Origin of the sequence: Porphyromonas catoniae ATCC 51270 (genome assembly GCF_000565015.1) — a bacterium.
GTDB lineage: Bacteria > Bacteroidota > Bacteroidia > Bacteroidales > Porphyromonadaceae > Porphyromonas > Porphyromonas catoniae.
In genome coordinates this window covers 39735-54119 of record NZ_JDFF01000020.1, presented here as the reverse complement: position 1 = coordinate 54119, position 14385 = coordinate 39735, and the positions used below count along the sequence as shown (strand labels likewise).

Annotated in this window: 15 protein-coding genes and 2 pseudogenes; 14 read left to right on the top strand and 3 right to left on the bottom strand. The window is 50.6% G+C overall.

The annotated features are described in order from the left end of the window. From HMPREF0636_RS05515 to HMPREF0636_RS05505, 3 genes and pseudogenes are all read right to left on the bottom strand, one after another. Positions 1–242: pseudogene (locus tag HMPREF0636_RS05515) on the bottom strand (bifunctional DNA primase/helicase); the annotation flags it as partial. 8 nt (positions 243–250) lie between these two features. Beyond that, positions 251–622, bottom strand: a pseudogene (locus HMPREF0636_RS05510) (DNA-binding protein). Then, positions 622–963: a helix-turn-helix domain-containing protein gene (locus tag HMPREF0636_RS05505; RefSeq protein ID WP_044169032.1), complete on the bottom strand. Its 342-nt coding sequence runs from the start codon at positions 961–963 to the stop codon at positions 622–624. The pseudogene HMPREF0636_RS05510 and the gene HMPREF0636_RS05505 overlap by 1 nt, the downstream one beginning before the upstream one ends. Before the next feature lie 809 nt (positions 964–1772). On the opposite strand from HMPREF0636_RS05505, the gene kdsB reads away from it, so the two are divergent. The 14 genes from kdsB to HMPREF0636_RS05435 all read left to right on the top strand — a co-directional run bounded on the left by kdsB (position 1773) and on the right by HMPREF0636_RS05435 (position 14322). Beyond that, positions 1773–2513 carry a 3-deoxy-manno-octulosonate cytidylyltransferase gene (gene kdsB / locus HMPREF0636_RS05500; RefSeq protein WP_044169030.1) on the top strand — a complete coding sequence of 247 codons (741 nt, stop codon included), beginning with the start codon at positions 1773–1775 and terminating at the stop codon, positions 2511–2513. A gap of 12 nt (positions 2514–2525) precedes the next feature. Continuing rightward, positions 2526–4637, top strand: coding sequence for a DNA primase (gene dnaG, locus HMPREF0636_RS05495; protein ID WP_044169028.1), 2112 nt, complete (start codon positions 2526–2528; stop codon positions 4635–4637). Positions 4638–5224: 587 nt separating this feature from the next. Continuing rightward, positions 5225–5644 carry an Hsp15 family ribosome-associated heat shock protein gene (locus HMPREF0636_RS05490; protein WP_005469489.1) on the top strand — a complete coding sequence of 140 codons (420 nt, stop codon included), beginning with the start codon at positions 5225–5227 and terminating at the stop codon, positions 5642–5644. A gap of 56 nt (positions 5645–5700) precedes the next feature. Beyond that, entirely contained in the window at positions 5701–5967 is a 267-nt protein-coding gene (locus HMPREF0636_RS05485) for a PqqD family protein (protein WP_005469488.1), read from the top strand. Next, a complete protein-coding gene (locus HMPREF0636_RS05480) occupies positions 5964–7103 on the top strand; it encodes a nucleotidyltransferase domain-containing protein (protein ID WP_248616882.1) in 1140 nt (379 codons plus the stop codon). Before HMPREF0636_RS05485 ends, HMPREF0636_RS05480 begins: the two co-directional genes overlap by 4 nt. Next, positions 7103–8716, top strand: coding sequence for an ABC transporter ATP-binding protein (locus HMPREF0636_RS05475; RefSeq protein WP_044169025.1), 1614 nt, complete (start codon positions 7103–7105; stop codon positions 8714–8716). Before HMPREF0636_RS05480 ends, HMPREF0636_RS05475 begins: the two co-directional genes overlap by 1 nt. 195 nt (positions 8717–8911) lie before the next feature. Continuing rightward, on the top strand, positions 8912–9829 hold the full coding sequence (locus tag HMPREF0636_RS05470; RefSeq protein ID WP_044169024.1) for a DMT family transporter: 918 nt from the start codon (positions 8912–8914) through the stop codon (positions 9827–9829). Between the two features lie 96 nt (positions 9830–9925). Then, positions 9926–10537 carry a DUF4254 domain-containing protein gene (locus HMPREF0636_RS05465; RefSeq protein WP_044169023.1) on the top strand — a complete coding sequence of 204 codons (612 nt, stop codon included), beginning with the start codon at positions 9926–9928 and terminating at the stop codon, positions 10535–10537. A gap of 18 nt (positions 10538–10555) precedes the next feature. Then, positions 10556–11623 (top strand): glycosyltransferase family 9 protein, encoded by a 1068-nt coding sequence (locus HMPREF0636_RS05460; RefSeq protein WP_044169022.1) that lies wholly within the window; start codon positions 10556–10558, stop codon positions 11621–11623. Positions 11624–11643: 20 nt separating this feature from the next. Next, on the top strand, positions 11644–12150 hold the full coding sequence (locus HMPREF0636_RS05455; protein WP_044169021.1) for a S4 domain-containing protein: 507 nt from the start codon (positions 11644–11646) through the stop codon (positions 12148–12150). 25 nt (positions 12151–12175) lie between these two features. Further along, a complete protein-coding gene (locus HMPREF0636_RS05450) occupies positions 12176–12724 on the top strand; it encodes a histidine phosphatase family protein (protein WP_005469474.1) in 549 nt (182 codons plus the stop codon). A gap of 77 nt (positions 12725–12801) precedes the next feature. Beyond that, a complete protein-coding gene (locus tag HMPREF0636_RS05445; RefSeq protein ID WP_044169020.1) occupies positions 12802–13284 on the top strand; it encodes a ferritin in 483 nt (160 codons plus the stop codon). A gap of 331 nt (positions 13285–13615) precedes the next feature. Continuing rightward, positions 13616–13990 carry a rhodanese-like domain-containing protein gene (locus HMPREF0636_RS05440; RefSeq protein ID WP_005469472.1) on the top strand — a complete coding sequence of 125 codons (375 nt, stop codon included), beginning with the start codon at positions 13616–13618 and terminating at the stop codon, positions 13988–13990. A gap of 32 nt (positions 13991–14022) precedes the next feature. Further along, on the top strand, positions 14023–14322 hold the full coding sequence (locus HMPREF0636_RS05435) for a hypothetical protein (RefSeq protein ID WP_005469471.1): 300 nt from the start codon (positions 14023–14025) through the stop codon (positions 14320–14322). The last annotated feature ends 63 nt before the right edge of the window (positions 14323–14385 follow it).

Here is a 14385-nt window from a genome sequence, read left to right as displayed (position 1 = left end):
CAGATCGATGCCTCGTAACTGTGCTACAAACCAAAAGCAATCCCCCGCATAGGAGGGATGTCATGGTCGTAGTACTTATAGGTCGGCGATTTCTTGTCGTAGTAGATATGACAAGAAGCTCGCCTGTCATCATAGAACGGACTCCGGAAATTACGATGCAGATTGACCTCAAACCCCAGATAGTGACTAAAGATAGTGAGGCCTTGATCCGTCAAGGCTAGTACCTGCTCTTTCTCTATCATGATGGGGATCATCGTTCTGAAGCGAGACAACTCGAGAGGATAAGCTTATCCTTATAGCGCAAAAGACGATCCAGAAGCTCGTCATTACGCATACCCGAGATACGCAAGCGGTGACAGCGAGCGCAGATAAGCAGAGACTTATAGAAGTAGCGCACATCCCCGCTCTCCGTATAGCGAAAGCGAACCAGGTTCTTCTTACGCCAACGATACAGGGTCGACTCAGAGACATTCAACGTCTCTATGAGATCCTTCGTAGACATCTCGAGCTCATCATCGATGTCTTGCAGGAGGTGGGTGGTACGCTCTACATACTACTCAATTCGATTAAGCCGGTCTATCAAATCCTGATAGACACTGCTCTCCATAGAGATTACTTCTATTATTTCAGATGCGTTGTGACAAATTCAATCTGGCCATCCTCCTCTTCAAGCTGTTGCACAACAAGACGTTTGAAGCTCGCTTTATCATAGGCCGAGATCTCAATCTTACCCACTGGCTTGGGGACTTCAATAGGAGCATTTGCACTGAGTGCAAGAACCTCTTGAAGAGTGAACCCCAAAAGCTTTGCATACTCAAAGAACTTATCGACACTGGGGAAGTTACCTTTGGATTCCCAGCTCGAGACAGAGCTTGAGGAAACTCCCTGCTTTACAGCAAGATAGTCTTGCGAAATTCCATTCTTCAGGCGAGTAGCTCTCAGGAGCTCGAGTAGTTTTTCCATATACTCAAAGTTATAAACGCATCCGAGCTCAACCAACCCGTTTCGTGCAAGTTCATGCGCCCAATGCAAGAGGTCTTGCATCAGATGCAATATAGATGTCTATCGGGGCTGCAATGGGGCTGATATAAGATAGAGATAGGAAATTTTCCTTCAAGAGAACACGTCATTTTTGCCCAGCCACACAGGTGACACAGGTGCACGGTGCAAGCCCCTTATATATAGGGCTTGCACCGTGCACTAGACTGTGTAGCAAGGATCTACGTAAACACCTATAAAAGAGAAGCTTTGCTTATCGTTCGTTTTTCTGTGCCTTTGTCAACCGAAAAAGAGAGATGTTTTACTTTCAATAGCCATTCAGAAGAGCCGTCAAGAGTCAGTCAGAAAACTGCTACACTTTTGCTACACTCCCCGCTTGACTAGATTAGATAGAACCTGTCATACAACAACATAGGTGGGATTCGTTCATTTCCCGCCTCTCCGCAAATAGGCTTCCTAGCTACAGCGATGTGGCGGTTGGTGAGGCACTCTGGATAGCTATAGTCGTTGTGAGATCATGGTCTTGCAGCGATTTTTTTGTTAATCATAGCCCTTGTCTTGGCCTGATCTTAGCTCTGGGATAACCTATAACTTCCAAGATTTTTTGCTCAGTTGTTCATTGCCTTCGGCTGGAGAGGGGTAGTGTTAATATGTTCTAAATCATGGTGATGTTGAGCTGTTGGGCTTCACGCATTAGGAGGGAGAGGCACCGAGGTGTGGGTGAATTGTCGTATCTTTCGGGGTATAAAAGCAATGTAAATCAGCTGCAATAGATGCGTATCCTCACAATCATTCCTGCTCGGTATGCCTCGACACGTTTCCCTGGGAAGCCCTTGGCTCTGATCCAAGGACGTCCTATGATTCTACATGTCGTGGAGCGAGCCTTACGCCTTACACCCGATGTCGTCGTTGCGACAGATGATGAGCGCATTCGTTCAGTCGTCGTCCAGCAAGGGTATGAGGCTATCATGACCTCGGGGGTGCATACCTCGGGTACGTCCCGTTGCCTAGAGGCCTATGAGCGACTAGGGCGAGAGGCGGATGTGCTGATTAACCTGCAGGGAGATGAGCCATTTATATCGGAGGCTCACATTCGCTTACTCATAGATGCCTTCGATGATCCAAGTGTAGAGATAGCGACGTTAGCACAGCCCTTCCCGAAGGAGGCTACGAATGAAGACTTAGCCAACCCTAATGCAGTGAAGGTTGTCCGTGCTACATCGGGTCGTGCACTCTACTTCAGTCGCTCGGTCATCCCTTACCTAAGAGGTATGGAGGAGCCATGGGCCAGCAAGCATGAATATCTGAAGCATATCGGGCTTTATGCCTTTCGCACGAGTCTCTTGCAGCGGTTACAGAGCCTCCCTCCCTCACCACTAGAGCAAGGGGAGAGCTTGGAACAACTGCGCTGGCTCTCTGCAGGCCTCCAGATCCAAGTCCAGCTCACCGATGAGGCAACCATCGGAGTGGATACGCCCGAGGACCTAGCTCATATCACGACATTAATCCCTTAGACTCTCTGCTCGTTGATAGACCAACAGACCCGACAGCGGATCATTGATACAGCACAGATCCTTGATGTAGTTAGTGACTTCATTAGCCTAAGAAGGCAGGGAGTGAACTACGTGGGGCTGTGCCCATTCCATAGTGACCGCAATCCATCCTTCTACGTTAATCCCGCCAAGAACATCTGTAAGTGTTTCTCGTGCGGTGAGGGTGGTACACCCCTAAACTTCATCATGAAGCACGAGCAGCTCTCCTATGCTGAGGCGCTGAAGTACCTGGCGAAGAAGTACAACATCGAGGTCATAGAGCGTGAGGAAACAGAGGAGGAGAAGCAGCGAAACAACGAACGCGAATCGCTCTTCGTCGTTAATGACTTCGCTGCAAAGTTCTTTCGTGAGCAGCTCCTAGAGACTGAGGAGGGACGGAGTGTCGGGATGGCGTACTTCCGTGAGCGAGGTATTCGCCCAGAGACCATTGAGAAGTTCGGTCTGGGCTACTCACCAGAGGGGAAGAGTGTGCTGACCCAAGCAGCAGTGCATGCCGGCTTCCCGCTTAAACGCTTGGTCGAGGTTGGGCTAACGATCCAGCACGAGGAGCATCAGAGTGGGATTGACCGCTTCCGTGGACGTGTGATCTTCCCTGTGCGTAACCTCAGTGGTCGTTATGTTGCCTTCGGGGGACGTATCATGGGCAAGCGGGATAAGACAGCCAAATATCTTAACTCACCCGAGAGCCTAATCTATTCCAAGAGTCGTGAGCTATATGGTCTCTACTGGGCAAAGAGTGCGATAGCTAAGGCTGGTAAATGCTATCTCGTTGAGGGCTATACGGATGTCCTCTCGATGCACCAGTCCGGGATAGAGAATGTTGTCTCATCCTCGGGTACAGCCCTTACGCTGGATCAAATCCGACTGATTCGTCGCTTTACGACCGACATCACGGTACTCTACGATGGTGACCAAGCGGGGATTAAGGCCGCTCTCCGTGGGATTGATCTCTTGCTCGAAGAGGGCTTTCGTATCAAGGTGGTATTGCTACCCGATGGGGAAGACCCAGACTCCTTCGCACGGAGCCATAGCAGTAGCGAACTCCAGAGTTTCTTGGATGAACAAGAGACGGACTTCATCCACTTCAAGATCGACCTCTTCCGTGAGGAGATGGCACGTGATCCCCTACGACGTGCCGAACTGATTACAGATATTATGGGTAGCATTGCTCTCATTCCTGACTCCATACAGCGAGCTGTGCTTATCCAGAGCTCCGCAGGGATTCTCCGTATGGATGAGCAGCTCCTTGCCTCGGAGGTGAATAAGCTTCGCAGGCGTGGTATTACAGCTTCGGGGCATTATGTTCCTAGTAATCCTACTCCTACCCCTGCTACGCCGCCCGAAGAGCCTGAGGTGGATTCCGCTCAAGAAGAGCAGATAGCAGTCACCAGCCCTTCCCCTCTGGTTGATGAAGGAAGCATTGAGCCTTTTGAGCGTGAATTGATGCAGCTCTTACTCCTTTACTATGATCATACTATTCATATCCCTACAGGAATGGGTACGCCTGAGGTGCAAGGTGTAGCATTCCCTGCCACACCTGCACGCTATCGCCTGATTGACTTCGTGTATCGGGAGCTAGAGATAGATAATGTAGAGGAGATGTATTCGCCTCTTTTTGCTCGCTTTATTCATGAACTTCGGGTAAAGAATGAGGAAGGGACATTTGCCCCAATATCATACTTTACCAATCACGAAGATGCTGCTCTGAGGAAGCTCACCACGGAGCTAGCTGCCGAGAGTGACCTTCTGGAGTTTCGTCCTGATATGGTCGATCTGCCTCAATACCTGCTTGACCTCCCTACCTCAAATAAAGGTGTCGGTGGAAGTCTGTCTTCGGCAGACGATGAAGAGGAAGATATCAAGCGAGAGGAGCGTTATTTGGGTTCGCTTGCCATCCGAGCCTGTAATAGCTATAAGATGGCTCTACTCGTCCGCTACATGCATCAGCTGCATGATGAACTAAAAGCAGCCCAGAGAGCCTCAGATGCTAGTGAAGTCCTTTCTCTGATGTCTAGCCTAGCAGACCTGAATGCCGAGAAGAGGCGTCTCTCCAACCTGCTCGGTGATCGTACGATTGTGGGTTAAGCTTCTCAACCGACTTCTCTCATTGTATAAATGGAATTCTCTAGTATGTAGGGAGGGGTACCTCTGTGTGCTTCGTGAGTGTAGAGTTTTTGATATCCTTAAATGGTGAAGTTTGGGGAGGTGGCCTCCGCGACCCATATTTAAATTATATGTCCTCTCATAAGGGCCTGGAAATAGGACGCTTTGAGAAGAGGAGAAATGAGTTATGGTAAGTCGTCACAACGACTTACCATAACTCGTTTTAGAGACTTACTATAACTCGTTTGGAAGAGTTACCATAACTCGTCACAACGACTTATGGTAACTCGTGAGGAGGTAATTTAGCAGTATTGTAAATACCTGTTTTATAGCTGTCTAGGAGAGGATGTCCAGATGGGGCATAGAGGTCTTTTGTACAAGAGCGTGTGGTGATTGAACTGTATGGGAGCTCGAGACTACGGAGCGGTGGGCAAAGAGCTAGGGACAGTGGGTCGTAAGGCTAATGGAATGAGGGGGTGTAGGCTGAGGTATGGGCTTGATAGAGATCTATGGGATTACTTAATATTTACGTACATTTGTAGCATAGATTATTATAGTGTAGGATGTAGATGGAGGAGGCTCGAGTAGATAAATGGCTGTGGGCGGTACGTATCTTCAAAACCCGATCAATCGCAACCGATGCCTGCAAGAAGGGGCGAGTCGCCGTTGGGGGAACTGTTGTTAAACCCTCACGAATGATACATGTCGGGGATATTGTCTCCGTGCGTAAGCCTCCGATTGAATATTCCTTTCGTGTTATCCAGCTCCTTGGATCAAGGGTTGGGGCAAAGCGTGTAGAGGAGTTCATGCAGAATGTCACCCCCCGTGAGCAGTACGAACTCCTAGAGCTACAACGAGTGTCGGGCTTTGTGGATCGAGCTAAAGGGTTGGGGAGACCGACGAAGAAGGACCGACGAGATCTGGATCAATTTGCAGAGGAGCTTCCCGAGGGGATAGAGATTTTTGATTGGGATGAGGAGTGGGATTAGCGTGGGGTTGTCTCAAAGTGCTATAGTAGATTAAGTTGATATTAGACAAATGGAATATGAGAATAAAAGACCAGATCTCTCTTCGCAAGATAGCAGATGAGTACATCATGATCGTAGGCTCAGAGGATAGTTTGGATTATACACAAGCTGTGAGCCTCAACGATAGTGCGGCGTACCTCATCGAGCAGGTTCGGGACGAAGACTTTACGCAGGAGGACTGGGTTGATCTCCTTACCGAGCGGTACGATGTGAGCCGAGAGCAAGCCTCCGCAGATATAGAGCTCCTCGTCCAGATGCTCAAAGAGGCAAACGTAATAGATTGAGTACGACACACTCCTTGTCTCAGCAGGAGCACCTTTTCCTAGAGCTACTGGCCTCTGCCATTCATGGGGATATTCCCGATCCTACACCTTTTGTAGGGCTTGATGATGCTGTGTGGACACAGATCCATAGGCTCATGGTAGCACATGCAGTCCCCGCTTTCGTAGGGGACCGTGTCTTACTTTTGCCTAAAGAAGCCCTGCCCTGCCGTACCCTTCGCCTGACAATCTTCTCAGAGATTGAGATGACTAAGCGGGGAAATCGTTACCTAACCAAAGCACTTGAGCAACTCTCCGCTCTCTACCAAGCTCATGACCTTCCCTTCGTCCTGCTCAAGGGCTTAGGACTGTCACTCTTTTATCCCGATCCTACGCTCCGTACAGGCGGAGATTTGGATACGCTTTTCTACCGATCAGGGGATTACGAGCGTGCCAATGCCCTGCTGGAGGCTGAGGGCTATTACCTACATGATGATTCGGAGGTGCGCTATGGTCATACAGCCTTCACCTATGGACGGACGGTCGTAGAGAACCATGCTAGAGCAGTCTTCTTTGATCACAAGAAATACAATCAGTTCTTTGATGACCTCGTCTGGGAAGCTGCGCAGTCGGATGCCTTCCTGACCATCACATACGAGGGATATACGTTTAAGACTCTTCCTCACGAGCTGAATATCGTCTATACGTTCATCCACATGTTCTTCCACTGGCTACATTGGGGGGTCGGTTTTCGACAGTACTGCGACTGGATACGGCTGATGACCCAGCTGAAAGGACAGGTGGATACAAAGGAGATTGAGCGAATCGCTGGTGCTCTGGATATCCTCTATCCAATGCAGCTCTTTGCTCAAGCTGCGGAGGAATATCTACATGTTGCCCCAGAGGTCTTCCCCTTCTCTCGGCTTGAGGGACATGATCCTTATTCGGATCAGATCGTTCGGGATGTTTTGCGTAGTGGGAACTTTGGTTTCAGCCAACGACCCGAGCGAGCTCGTAGTCGCCTCATGACAGATCTTAGGAAGTTGCTCTTTAAGGCACGTCGCTCTTACCGACTACATGCTATCGCCCCAACGCATGCCTCCCGGATTATTTGGGGATCGATCATTGGGCACTTAATGCTCCGCTTACGTAAGCTCTGATGCTCGAACTCATTCGCTTCATCCTTCGGGGACATAAGTGGAGCATCCTCTTAATCCTCCTACTCGGTCTCGGGACAGTGACGACCAATCTCGTCTTCATCTGGCTGTCCAAGTGTGTCATCGACATAGCATCTCATCAGCGAGGAGGATCAATACATGCTTATGCCGCAGCACTAGTCACGACTCTGGCTATCCAAGTGCTTTGTCGCATCGGTTCGGTTCGGCTCTCGAGTTATACTGCTGCACGTATGAGCAATGCTGTGCAGACGAAGGTCTTCTCTCACTTGCTCTATACACGCTGGGTAAGTCTGGGTAAGATGCATAGTGGAGACATGGTTGTGCGCATGCTCAAGGATACGGATAGCGTTGTTTCCTTCTTTGTGACTACGCTCCCCTCAAGCATCATCTCTCTAGCTCAGTTGGTTGGTGCGCTTTGTTTACTTTACTATTTCAGTCCGACATTAGCACTTATCCTGGGTGTTGGGATGCCCTTCTTGGCAGCCTTTGGTAAGCTCTACTACAAGCGTATGCGTCGCTATACGGATGAGATAAAGCAACATGAGAGCGAGATAACAGCACAGATACAAGAGACACTGCTGAACCAGACTGTGATCCGTACGTTTGAGCGTCAGGGAGCAGCTGTTGATCACCTCACCTTCCTGCAGGCACTTTATCTAAAGGCGGTCAAGAGGCAAACCTTCGTCTCGGTGTTTGCCAATCTCATCATGCAGGCTGCTTTCTCTGGTGGTTATATCGTAGCGTTCCTATGGAGTGCTCGAGAGCTGTATGGAGGAGCGATTACCTTTGGTCTGATGACGTCTTTCCTACAGCTCGTAGCTAGGATCCAGTCTCCTCTGACAACACTCATTGCTAATCTTCCGCTACTTATCTCTTCGAAGTCTTCGCTGGATCGTTTGGTGAGCCTGCTTGAGTTTAAGACCGAGCAGATGGGAAGGCATATTTACCTTACTGGGCATGTTACTCTTGAGGTGAAGGATCTAGGCTTCCGATATAGTGAAGATGAAGACTGGGTGTACCAAGACTTCTCGCTGAAGGCAAGCACAGGAGACATGGTGGCTCTCATGGGGCGTACAGGGGCAGGGAAGACAACTCTGCTTCGCCTGCTACTTGGATTGATTACTCCCAGCGATGGGACTATTCAGCTGTCTGATGGAGCTGGGAAGGTCTACCGTGTGAGCGAAGAGACACGGAGTAACTTTGTCTATGTTCCTCAGGGTGGCTCACTGTTTAGTGGGACAATTCGTGAGAACCTCCTCATTGGAGATGAGCGAGCCACGGACGATAGGTTAAATGAGGTGCTAAGACTAGCAGTGGCAGACTTTGTCTTTGAGCTCCCGAAGGGACTAGACACTGTGATCGGAGAGCGAGGCTTAGGACTCTCGGAGGGTCAGGCGCAACGTCTGGCGATTGCTCGTGCCCTACTTAGACCTGGTAAAATACTGCTCCTTGATGAAGCGACTTCGGCCCTTGACCAAGAGACCGAGAGGCAGTTCCTCGCCTACCTCAAAGGACAGGCAAGCGATCGTCTGATACTCTTCATCACGCATCATCCTGAGGTCGCTGCTCAGTGTGACCATGTGGTTCACCTGTAGCTTGCGAGGTAAGGCTGAGGTAGAGCTAGCAGGGTGGTGCAGGAAAATATTCCAAGTGAAGAAGAGCAGCATGTTTTCCCAAAGGTCGGCAATACTTTATGCATGCTTGTTCGAAGGAGATGGATATGCTCTATTCAGAAGTGAAGGCAACCTGAGGGAGGGTATGAGATGCAGATAACAGAACGATAGATAACGATGGATAGATTTAAGGGCTTTCTCTTTGGGATGATTGCCTCCTCGACCTTTGGTCTCATCCCATTGTTTACTTTGCCGATGATGGCTGAGGGGCTTGGGACGGATAGTATCTTGACTTACCGAATGTTCTTGGCGTGCCTCTTAGTGATGATTCTAATGCGAGTGCGGGGCGTGCCGCTACGTACCAACCTTAGGGAGCTGAAGTGGTTTGCCTTCTTGGGCTTCTTTTATTACGGATCAGCAGCACTGTTGTTCCAGGGCTACTACTCCATGAGCAGTGGAATGGCCACTACACTGCATTTCCTCTATCCCATTGGGACGACACTGATTATGGCCATTGTCTTTCGGCAGAAGACCTCGATATATACGGTCATCGCTATTGCTCTAGGCTTGTCGGGGGTTGCTTTGCTTAGCCTGCGTGGAGGTGTAGGGCAGACGAGCTCATTGACAGGTGTAATCCTCGTGCTACTATCTGGGCTTAGCTATGCGATCTACCTTGTGACGGTGAATAATGTGAAGGTTCTCCGCTCGATGGATAATCTCAAGTTAACCTTCTATGCCATCTTCTTTAGCGGAGTGTTCTTCCTCCTTGACACATTGCTCACGGGAGGGTTGCAACCCATCCCGAGTAAGGGGGCTATGCTGAAAGTCCTCCTACTTGCACTCCTACCCACACTTGTTTCTAATTTGGCTTTGGTCAGAGCGATTAAGAGCATTGGCTCGACGCTCACCTCGGTCCTGGGGGCAATGGAGCCTCTGACAGCTATTGTCATTGGGGTACTCTTCTTGGGTGAAGAGGTGTCGTCTGCGATGCTACTGGGTGTAATACTGATCCTGAGTGCTGTGACGATTATTGTCCTCTCACCACTACTGGATAAGAACATTGCTGACCGTCTGAAGCGGTTTGCACGAAAATAGGGTTGTGTAGTAAGCCCTAACTCCTTGATGTTTGCGCTTTTTGGTTATCTTTGGTTCAGAATATAACGCCTCGCCAGGAGGCATAGGAAATGAGTTATGGAGCAGTTTAGTCATCTAGCGACACGCATATTCAAGGAGGCCATTGCCGTCTATGAGCGAGAGGGAAGTATCGATACCCCTCCAATCAATCCCTACCAACCGCATACGATTGAGCATGATCTCTTCCGAAAGAACTGGATTGACAACGCCCAGTGGTGTCTAGAGGATATCATCCGAGATCCTGAGATTGACCCTGTGCAAGCACTCATTATCAAGAGGCGTATAGATAAGAGTAATCAAGAGCGTACCGATTTAGTCGAACTCATTGATAGCTTTTTCCTTCAGCAGTATGCATCGGTACAGCCCCAAAGTGATGCTAAGATCAATACAGAGAGCCCGGCCTGGGCCATTGATCGTCTCTCTATCCTTGAGCTGAAGATCTATAATATGGACAAGGCTGTACATACGGCAGGTCAGGATGAAGCCCTACGTAAGAAATGCAGTGACAAGCTCCATGTCCTGCTCGAGCAGGAGCGAGACCTGATGCAGGCGATTGATGAGCTACTCGAGGACATAGCCCAAGGGCGTAAGTACATGAAGGTCTATAAGCAGATGAAGATGTACAACGATCCAGAGCTCAATCCGATGCTCAAAGGGCAAAGCCTTTAATCCCCCTTATCCCTTTCCTTGGCACGCTACTTAGTCATACGCCTCTCCGCTATAGGAGATGTGGCGATGCTCATACAGCTGCTCTACTCGGTGGCACGCACCAACGAGCAGCACGACTTTGTCCTGCTTACCCAGCCCTTCATGACAGAGTTGCTCCTCGACCCTCCCGATAACGTCGAGGCGATGGCTATTGATGTCCGTCGTGAGGAGCGTGGTGTGCTGGGGCTGATGCGCTATGCACGTCGTTTGAGACTGGAGCGGTTTGATGCCGTGCTTGATCTACATGACGTCCTTAGGACGAAGTTCTTGCGCTCCTACCTACATCTCTTTGGCATACCAACCAAGCACCTAAAGAAGCCTCGACAGGAGCGTCGTAGACTCGTACAGAATAGCCCCGACAAGGACCTCACGCCTCTGCCCCCTATGTGGCAGCTCTATCGTCAGGTCTTCATCGAGGCTGGGCTTAGTGTCCCTGAGAGCATTCCTCCCATAGACATCCATCCACTACTCATGCAGAGCTTCGAGCGACTGCACCCTGAGCTACTCTTGCATCGTGGTAGCAAGGTGCGCTTGGGGGTGGCTCCCTTCGCCTCTACGCCTGCCAAGACCTATTCCCCAGAGTTGATGAAGCAAGCCATCCGTACCCTAGTAGAGGATGGACGCTTTGAGATCTTGCTCCTCGGGGGGAAGGGTAAGGAGGCTGAAACCCTAAGTTCATGGGAACAGGAGTTCGAGGGAGTGCACTCCATTGCGGGGAAGCTAGACTTCTCTGAGGAGCTGATCCTCTTGTCTACACTTGATGCTGTGGTCTCGATGGATAGTGCCAATATGCATCTTGCTTCGCTTGTGGGCACTCGGGTCCTCTCTGTCTGGTGCTGTACACACCCTGCCGCTGGATTCCTTGGTATCGGTCAGCGTTGGGAGGACTGTCTCCAGCCCGAGGGACTAGATAGGCGTCCATGTAGCATCTTTGGTGATAATAAGCGTTGCCACTCGGGGGATAATTTCCTTTGCTCTAGGTCGATGTCACCCGATGCCCTTACACAGCCACTCCTAGAGCTGGCTGATGGGTTTACCTCCAACTAATAAATACCTTCATCCCATTCATGAAGTTACGAATTAATAAACTCATTAGTGATGCTGGCCTTGGCTCCCGAAGGGATGTCGAGGAATATATCAAACGGGGTCGGGTCAAGATCAATGGCCGTGTTGCTCATCTCGGAGATATGGTTTCAGAGGAAGACACCGTGTTCTTCGATGAGGTGGATCTACCTGTGAAGGAGCTGATCCGTGACCATATCGCCGAGGAGAAGCTCCAAGAGCGAGAGCAGAAGGCCACGAATCGTCCTCGCTCGAAGGATAGACGCAGTGAGCGTGCTGAGAGCCAGCGTCTACAAGCTGCACCCAAGAGCGCTGCCCTAAGGAAGGGGAGTAAGAATAACCCCGAGAACCGCCAGAGGCATAAGGCTCGTACCCAGGGCTGGTCTGATGATGAGCCCGAGCTGGATGAGCATCTGCTTCGTCATAGGAATAGCGGCCGACGTGGTGCACAGCGCACCTCGCAGCCCACTCTACGTCCGAGAGGACGCAAGAATAACGACTGGGAGGATTAGTCCCGCCAGCTCTAGTTTTAATTGAATGAAAGTTTACATCGTCCGCCATACATCCGTTGTCCTTGATGGGAACCATGTCTGCTACGGCTTCTCTGACATAGATGTTCGCCCGACCTTTCGAGAAGAAGCCACCCTTACTCGTCAGGCCCTTGAGGGGTTATCCTTTGACGGGGTTTTCTCTAGCCCTCTGAGGCGTGCCCGTAAGCTCGCTACCTTCTGTGGCTATCCTGATCCCATAGTCGATGATCGACTGAAGGAGATGAACTTCGGGGAATGGGAGGGTAAGCTCTGGTCTGATATCATCATAGATCAGGGCACTCAGGAGTTCTTCCTTCGCTACATTGATCACCCTACCCCTGGGGGCGAGTCCCTGAGGATGCAGTATGATCGTGTGCGTAGCTTCTTGATGGAGAAGCAGGCTGCGGGGTACCAAGAGGTACTTATCTTCTGCCACGGAGGGGTAATCAACTGTGCCCGTACACTGGCTGGTCTCTGTCAGCTGGAGGATGCATACGCTACGATCCCACCCTTCGGCTCTGTGACGGAGCTGGATTTCTCGTTCCTTGAGGTTTAGGGAACAAAAGCTTTCCCTGAGCTGTATTACATGTGAACGGTTTTATCACTTAACATTAAGATTTAATCACTACTCTTATGAAGTTTACAGAAAAGATGCAGACTGCCATCAACGCCCAGATTGCGCTTGAGATGTGGTCTGCCAACATCTACCTCTCTATGTCAGCATACTTCGCACAGCAGGGGCTAGATGGGTTCGCTCACTGGTACCATCAGCAGTACAAGGAGGAGCTAGAGCATGCCGAGGATATGATGCACTACATCATCCAGCGCGGTGGGAAGGTGAAGATCCAGTCTATCCCTGCGGTGGAGACGGAGTTCGCCTCTGCACTGGAGGTCGCTGAGAAGGCCTATGCACATGAGTGCCTAGTCTCGGAGAAGATCGAGGAACTAGTACGTCTAGCGTCTGCTGAAGCTGATATGCCTTCGCAGGACTTCTTCTGGAAGTACATCCGTGAGCAGGTAGAGGAGGAAGCAACTGCCTCCAATATTGTGGATCGGGTGCGCCTAGCCTCAGACCATGCCATTATCTTCCTAGACAAGGAGCTGGCATCCCGCTAAGCACTGACTCTATGAGCCTTCATGGGCTACAACGAGGCTGTACTATGGATCTCCATGGTACGGCCTCGTCGCTTTTGGGATAGGGGTGTAGAGGGGCTTCTTTGTGATCCTAGCAAGGGTCTCGGCAGAGTCCTTGCTAGGGTTCCCTCGGAGACCCTTGCAAGGGTGACTAAGCGATGCATGCAAGGGGCTCTCTGACAGTGTAAGGGGGGGCTGGACGAGCTGGGATAGGAGTATTGGCACTCTCCTTGCCCTAGCTCTTACTCAACATGCTCGGTCTTCCCCTAAGGAACATTACCTTTGTAAGAGCAATTTTATCTTCAGACAACTAGTGGAACAACCAACATTTACCCCCAATTCTCCCCAAGGGGATGGTAATCAAGATCCCATCCGTGTGCTCTCGCCTAGGGAGTTTATCGCTGCAGCTGAGGCGGATAGCACAGCTGTCCTGCTCGATGTACGTCGCCTCGTCGAGTATGAGAGTGGCCATCTCGAGGGAGCAATCCTCTTGGATTGGCAGAGCACGGAGTCTTTCCTCGAGGGACTTTCGCATCTAGATAAGTCCCGTACCTACTACGTCTATTGCCGTAGTGGGAAGCGTAGCCATGCTGCCACGAGCTTGATGCAGGCAGAGGGCTTCCGTGTAGTGGATATGCAGGGCGGGATACTACACTGGCAGGAGCTGGGGCTCCCTACCGTCCGCTGACAAGTATTTAGAAACAGTAACGATAACCCGTAATGATTAAGATCTATGGAATGAGTAGCTGCCCTGACTGCACCCATGTCTGGGAGCAGGTCAAGGGCAAGGAGGGCTACGAAGTGATTGATATTGGACTTCATGTGCGTGACCTCAAGGCGTTTTTGAAGCTAAGGGATCACAGCCCTGCCTTCACGACGGCGAAGGCTCGAGGGGCAGCAGGTATCCCGTGCTTCGTGCTTGAGGATGGCACGGTGACGCTTAGCCCCGAGGATGCAGGGCTACATTCCCTCTCATCCCCCGCAGGAGGAGCCTGTAGCCTCGATGGCTCAGGTTGCTAGTCTACTCTCCTCTCCTCTCCCCCGATCCCTCTAGCAGAAAAAGAAACAACCCAAGCATCGATC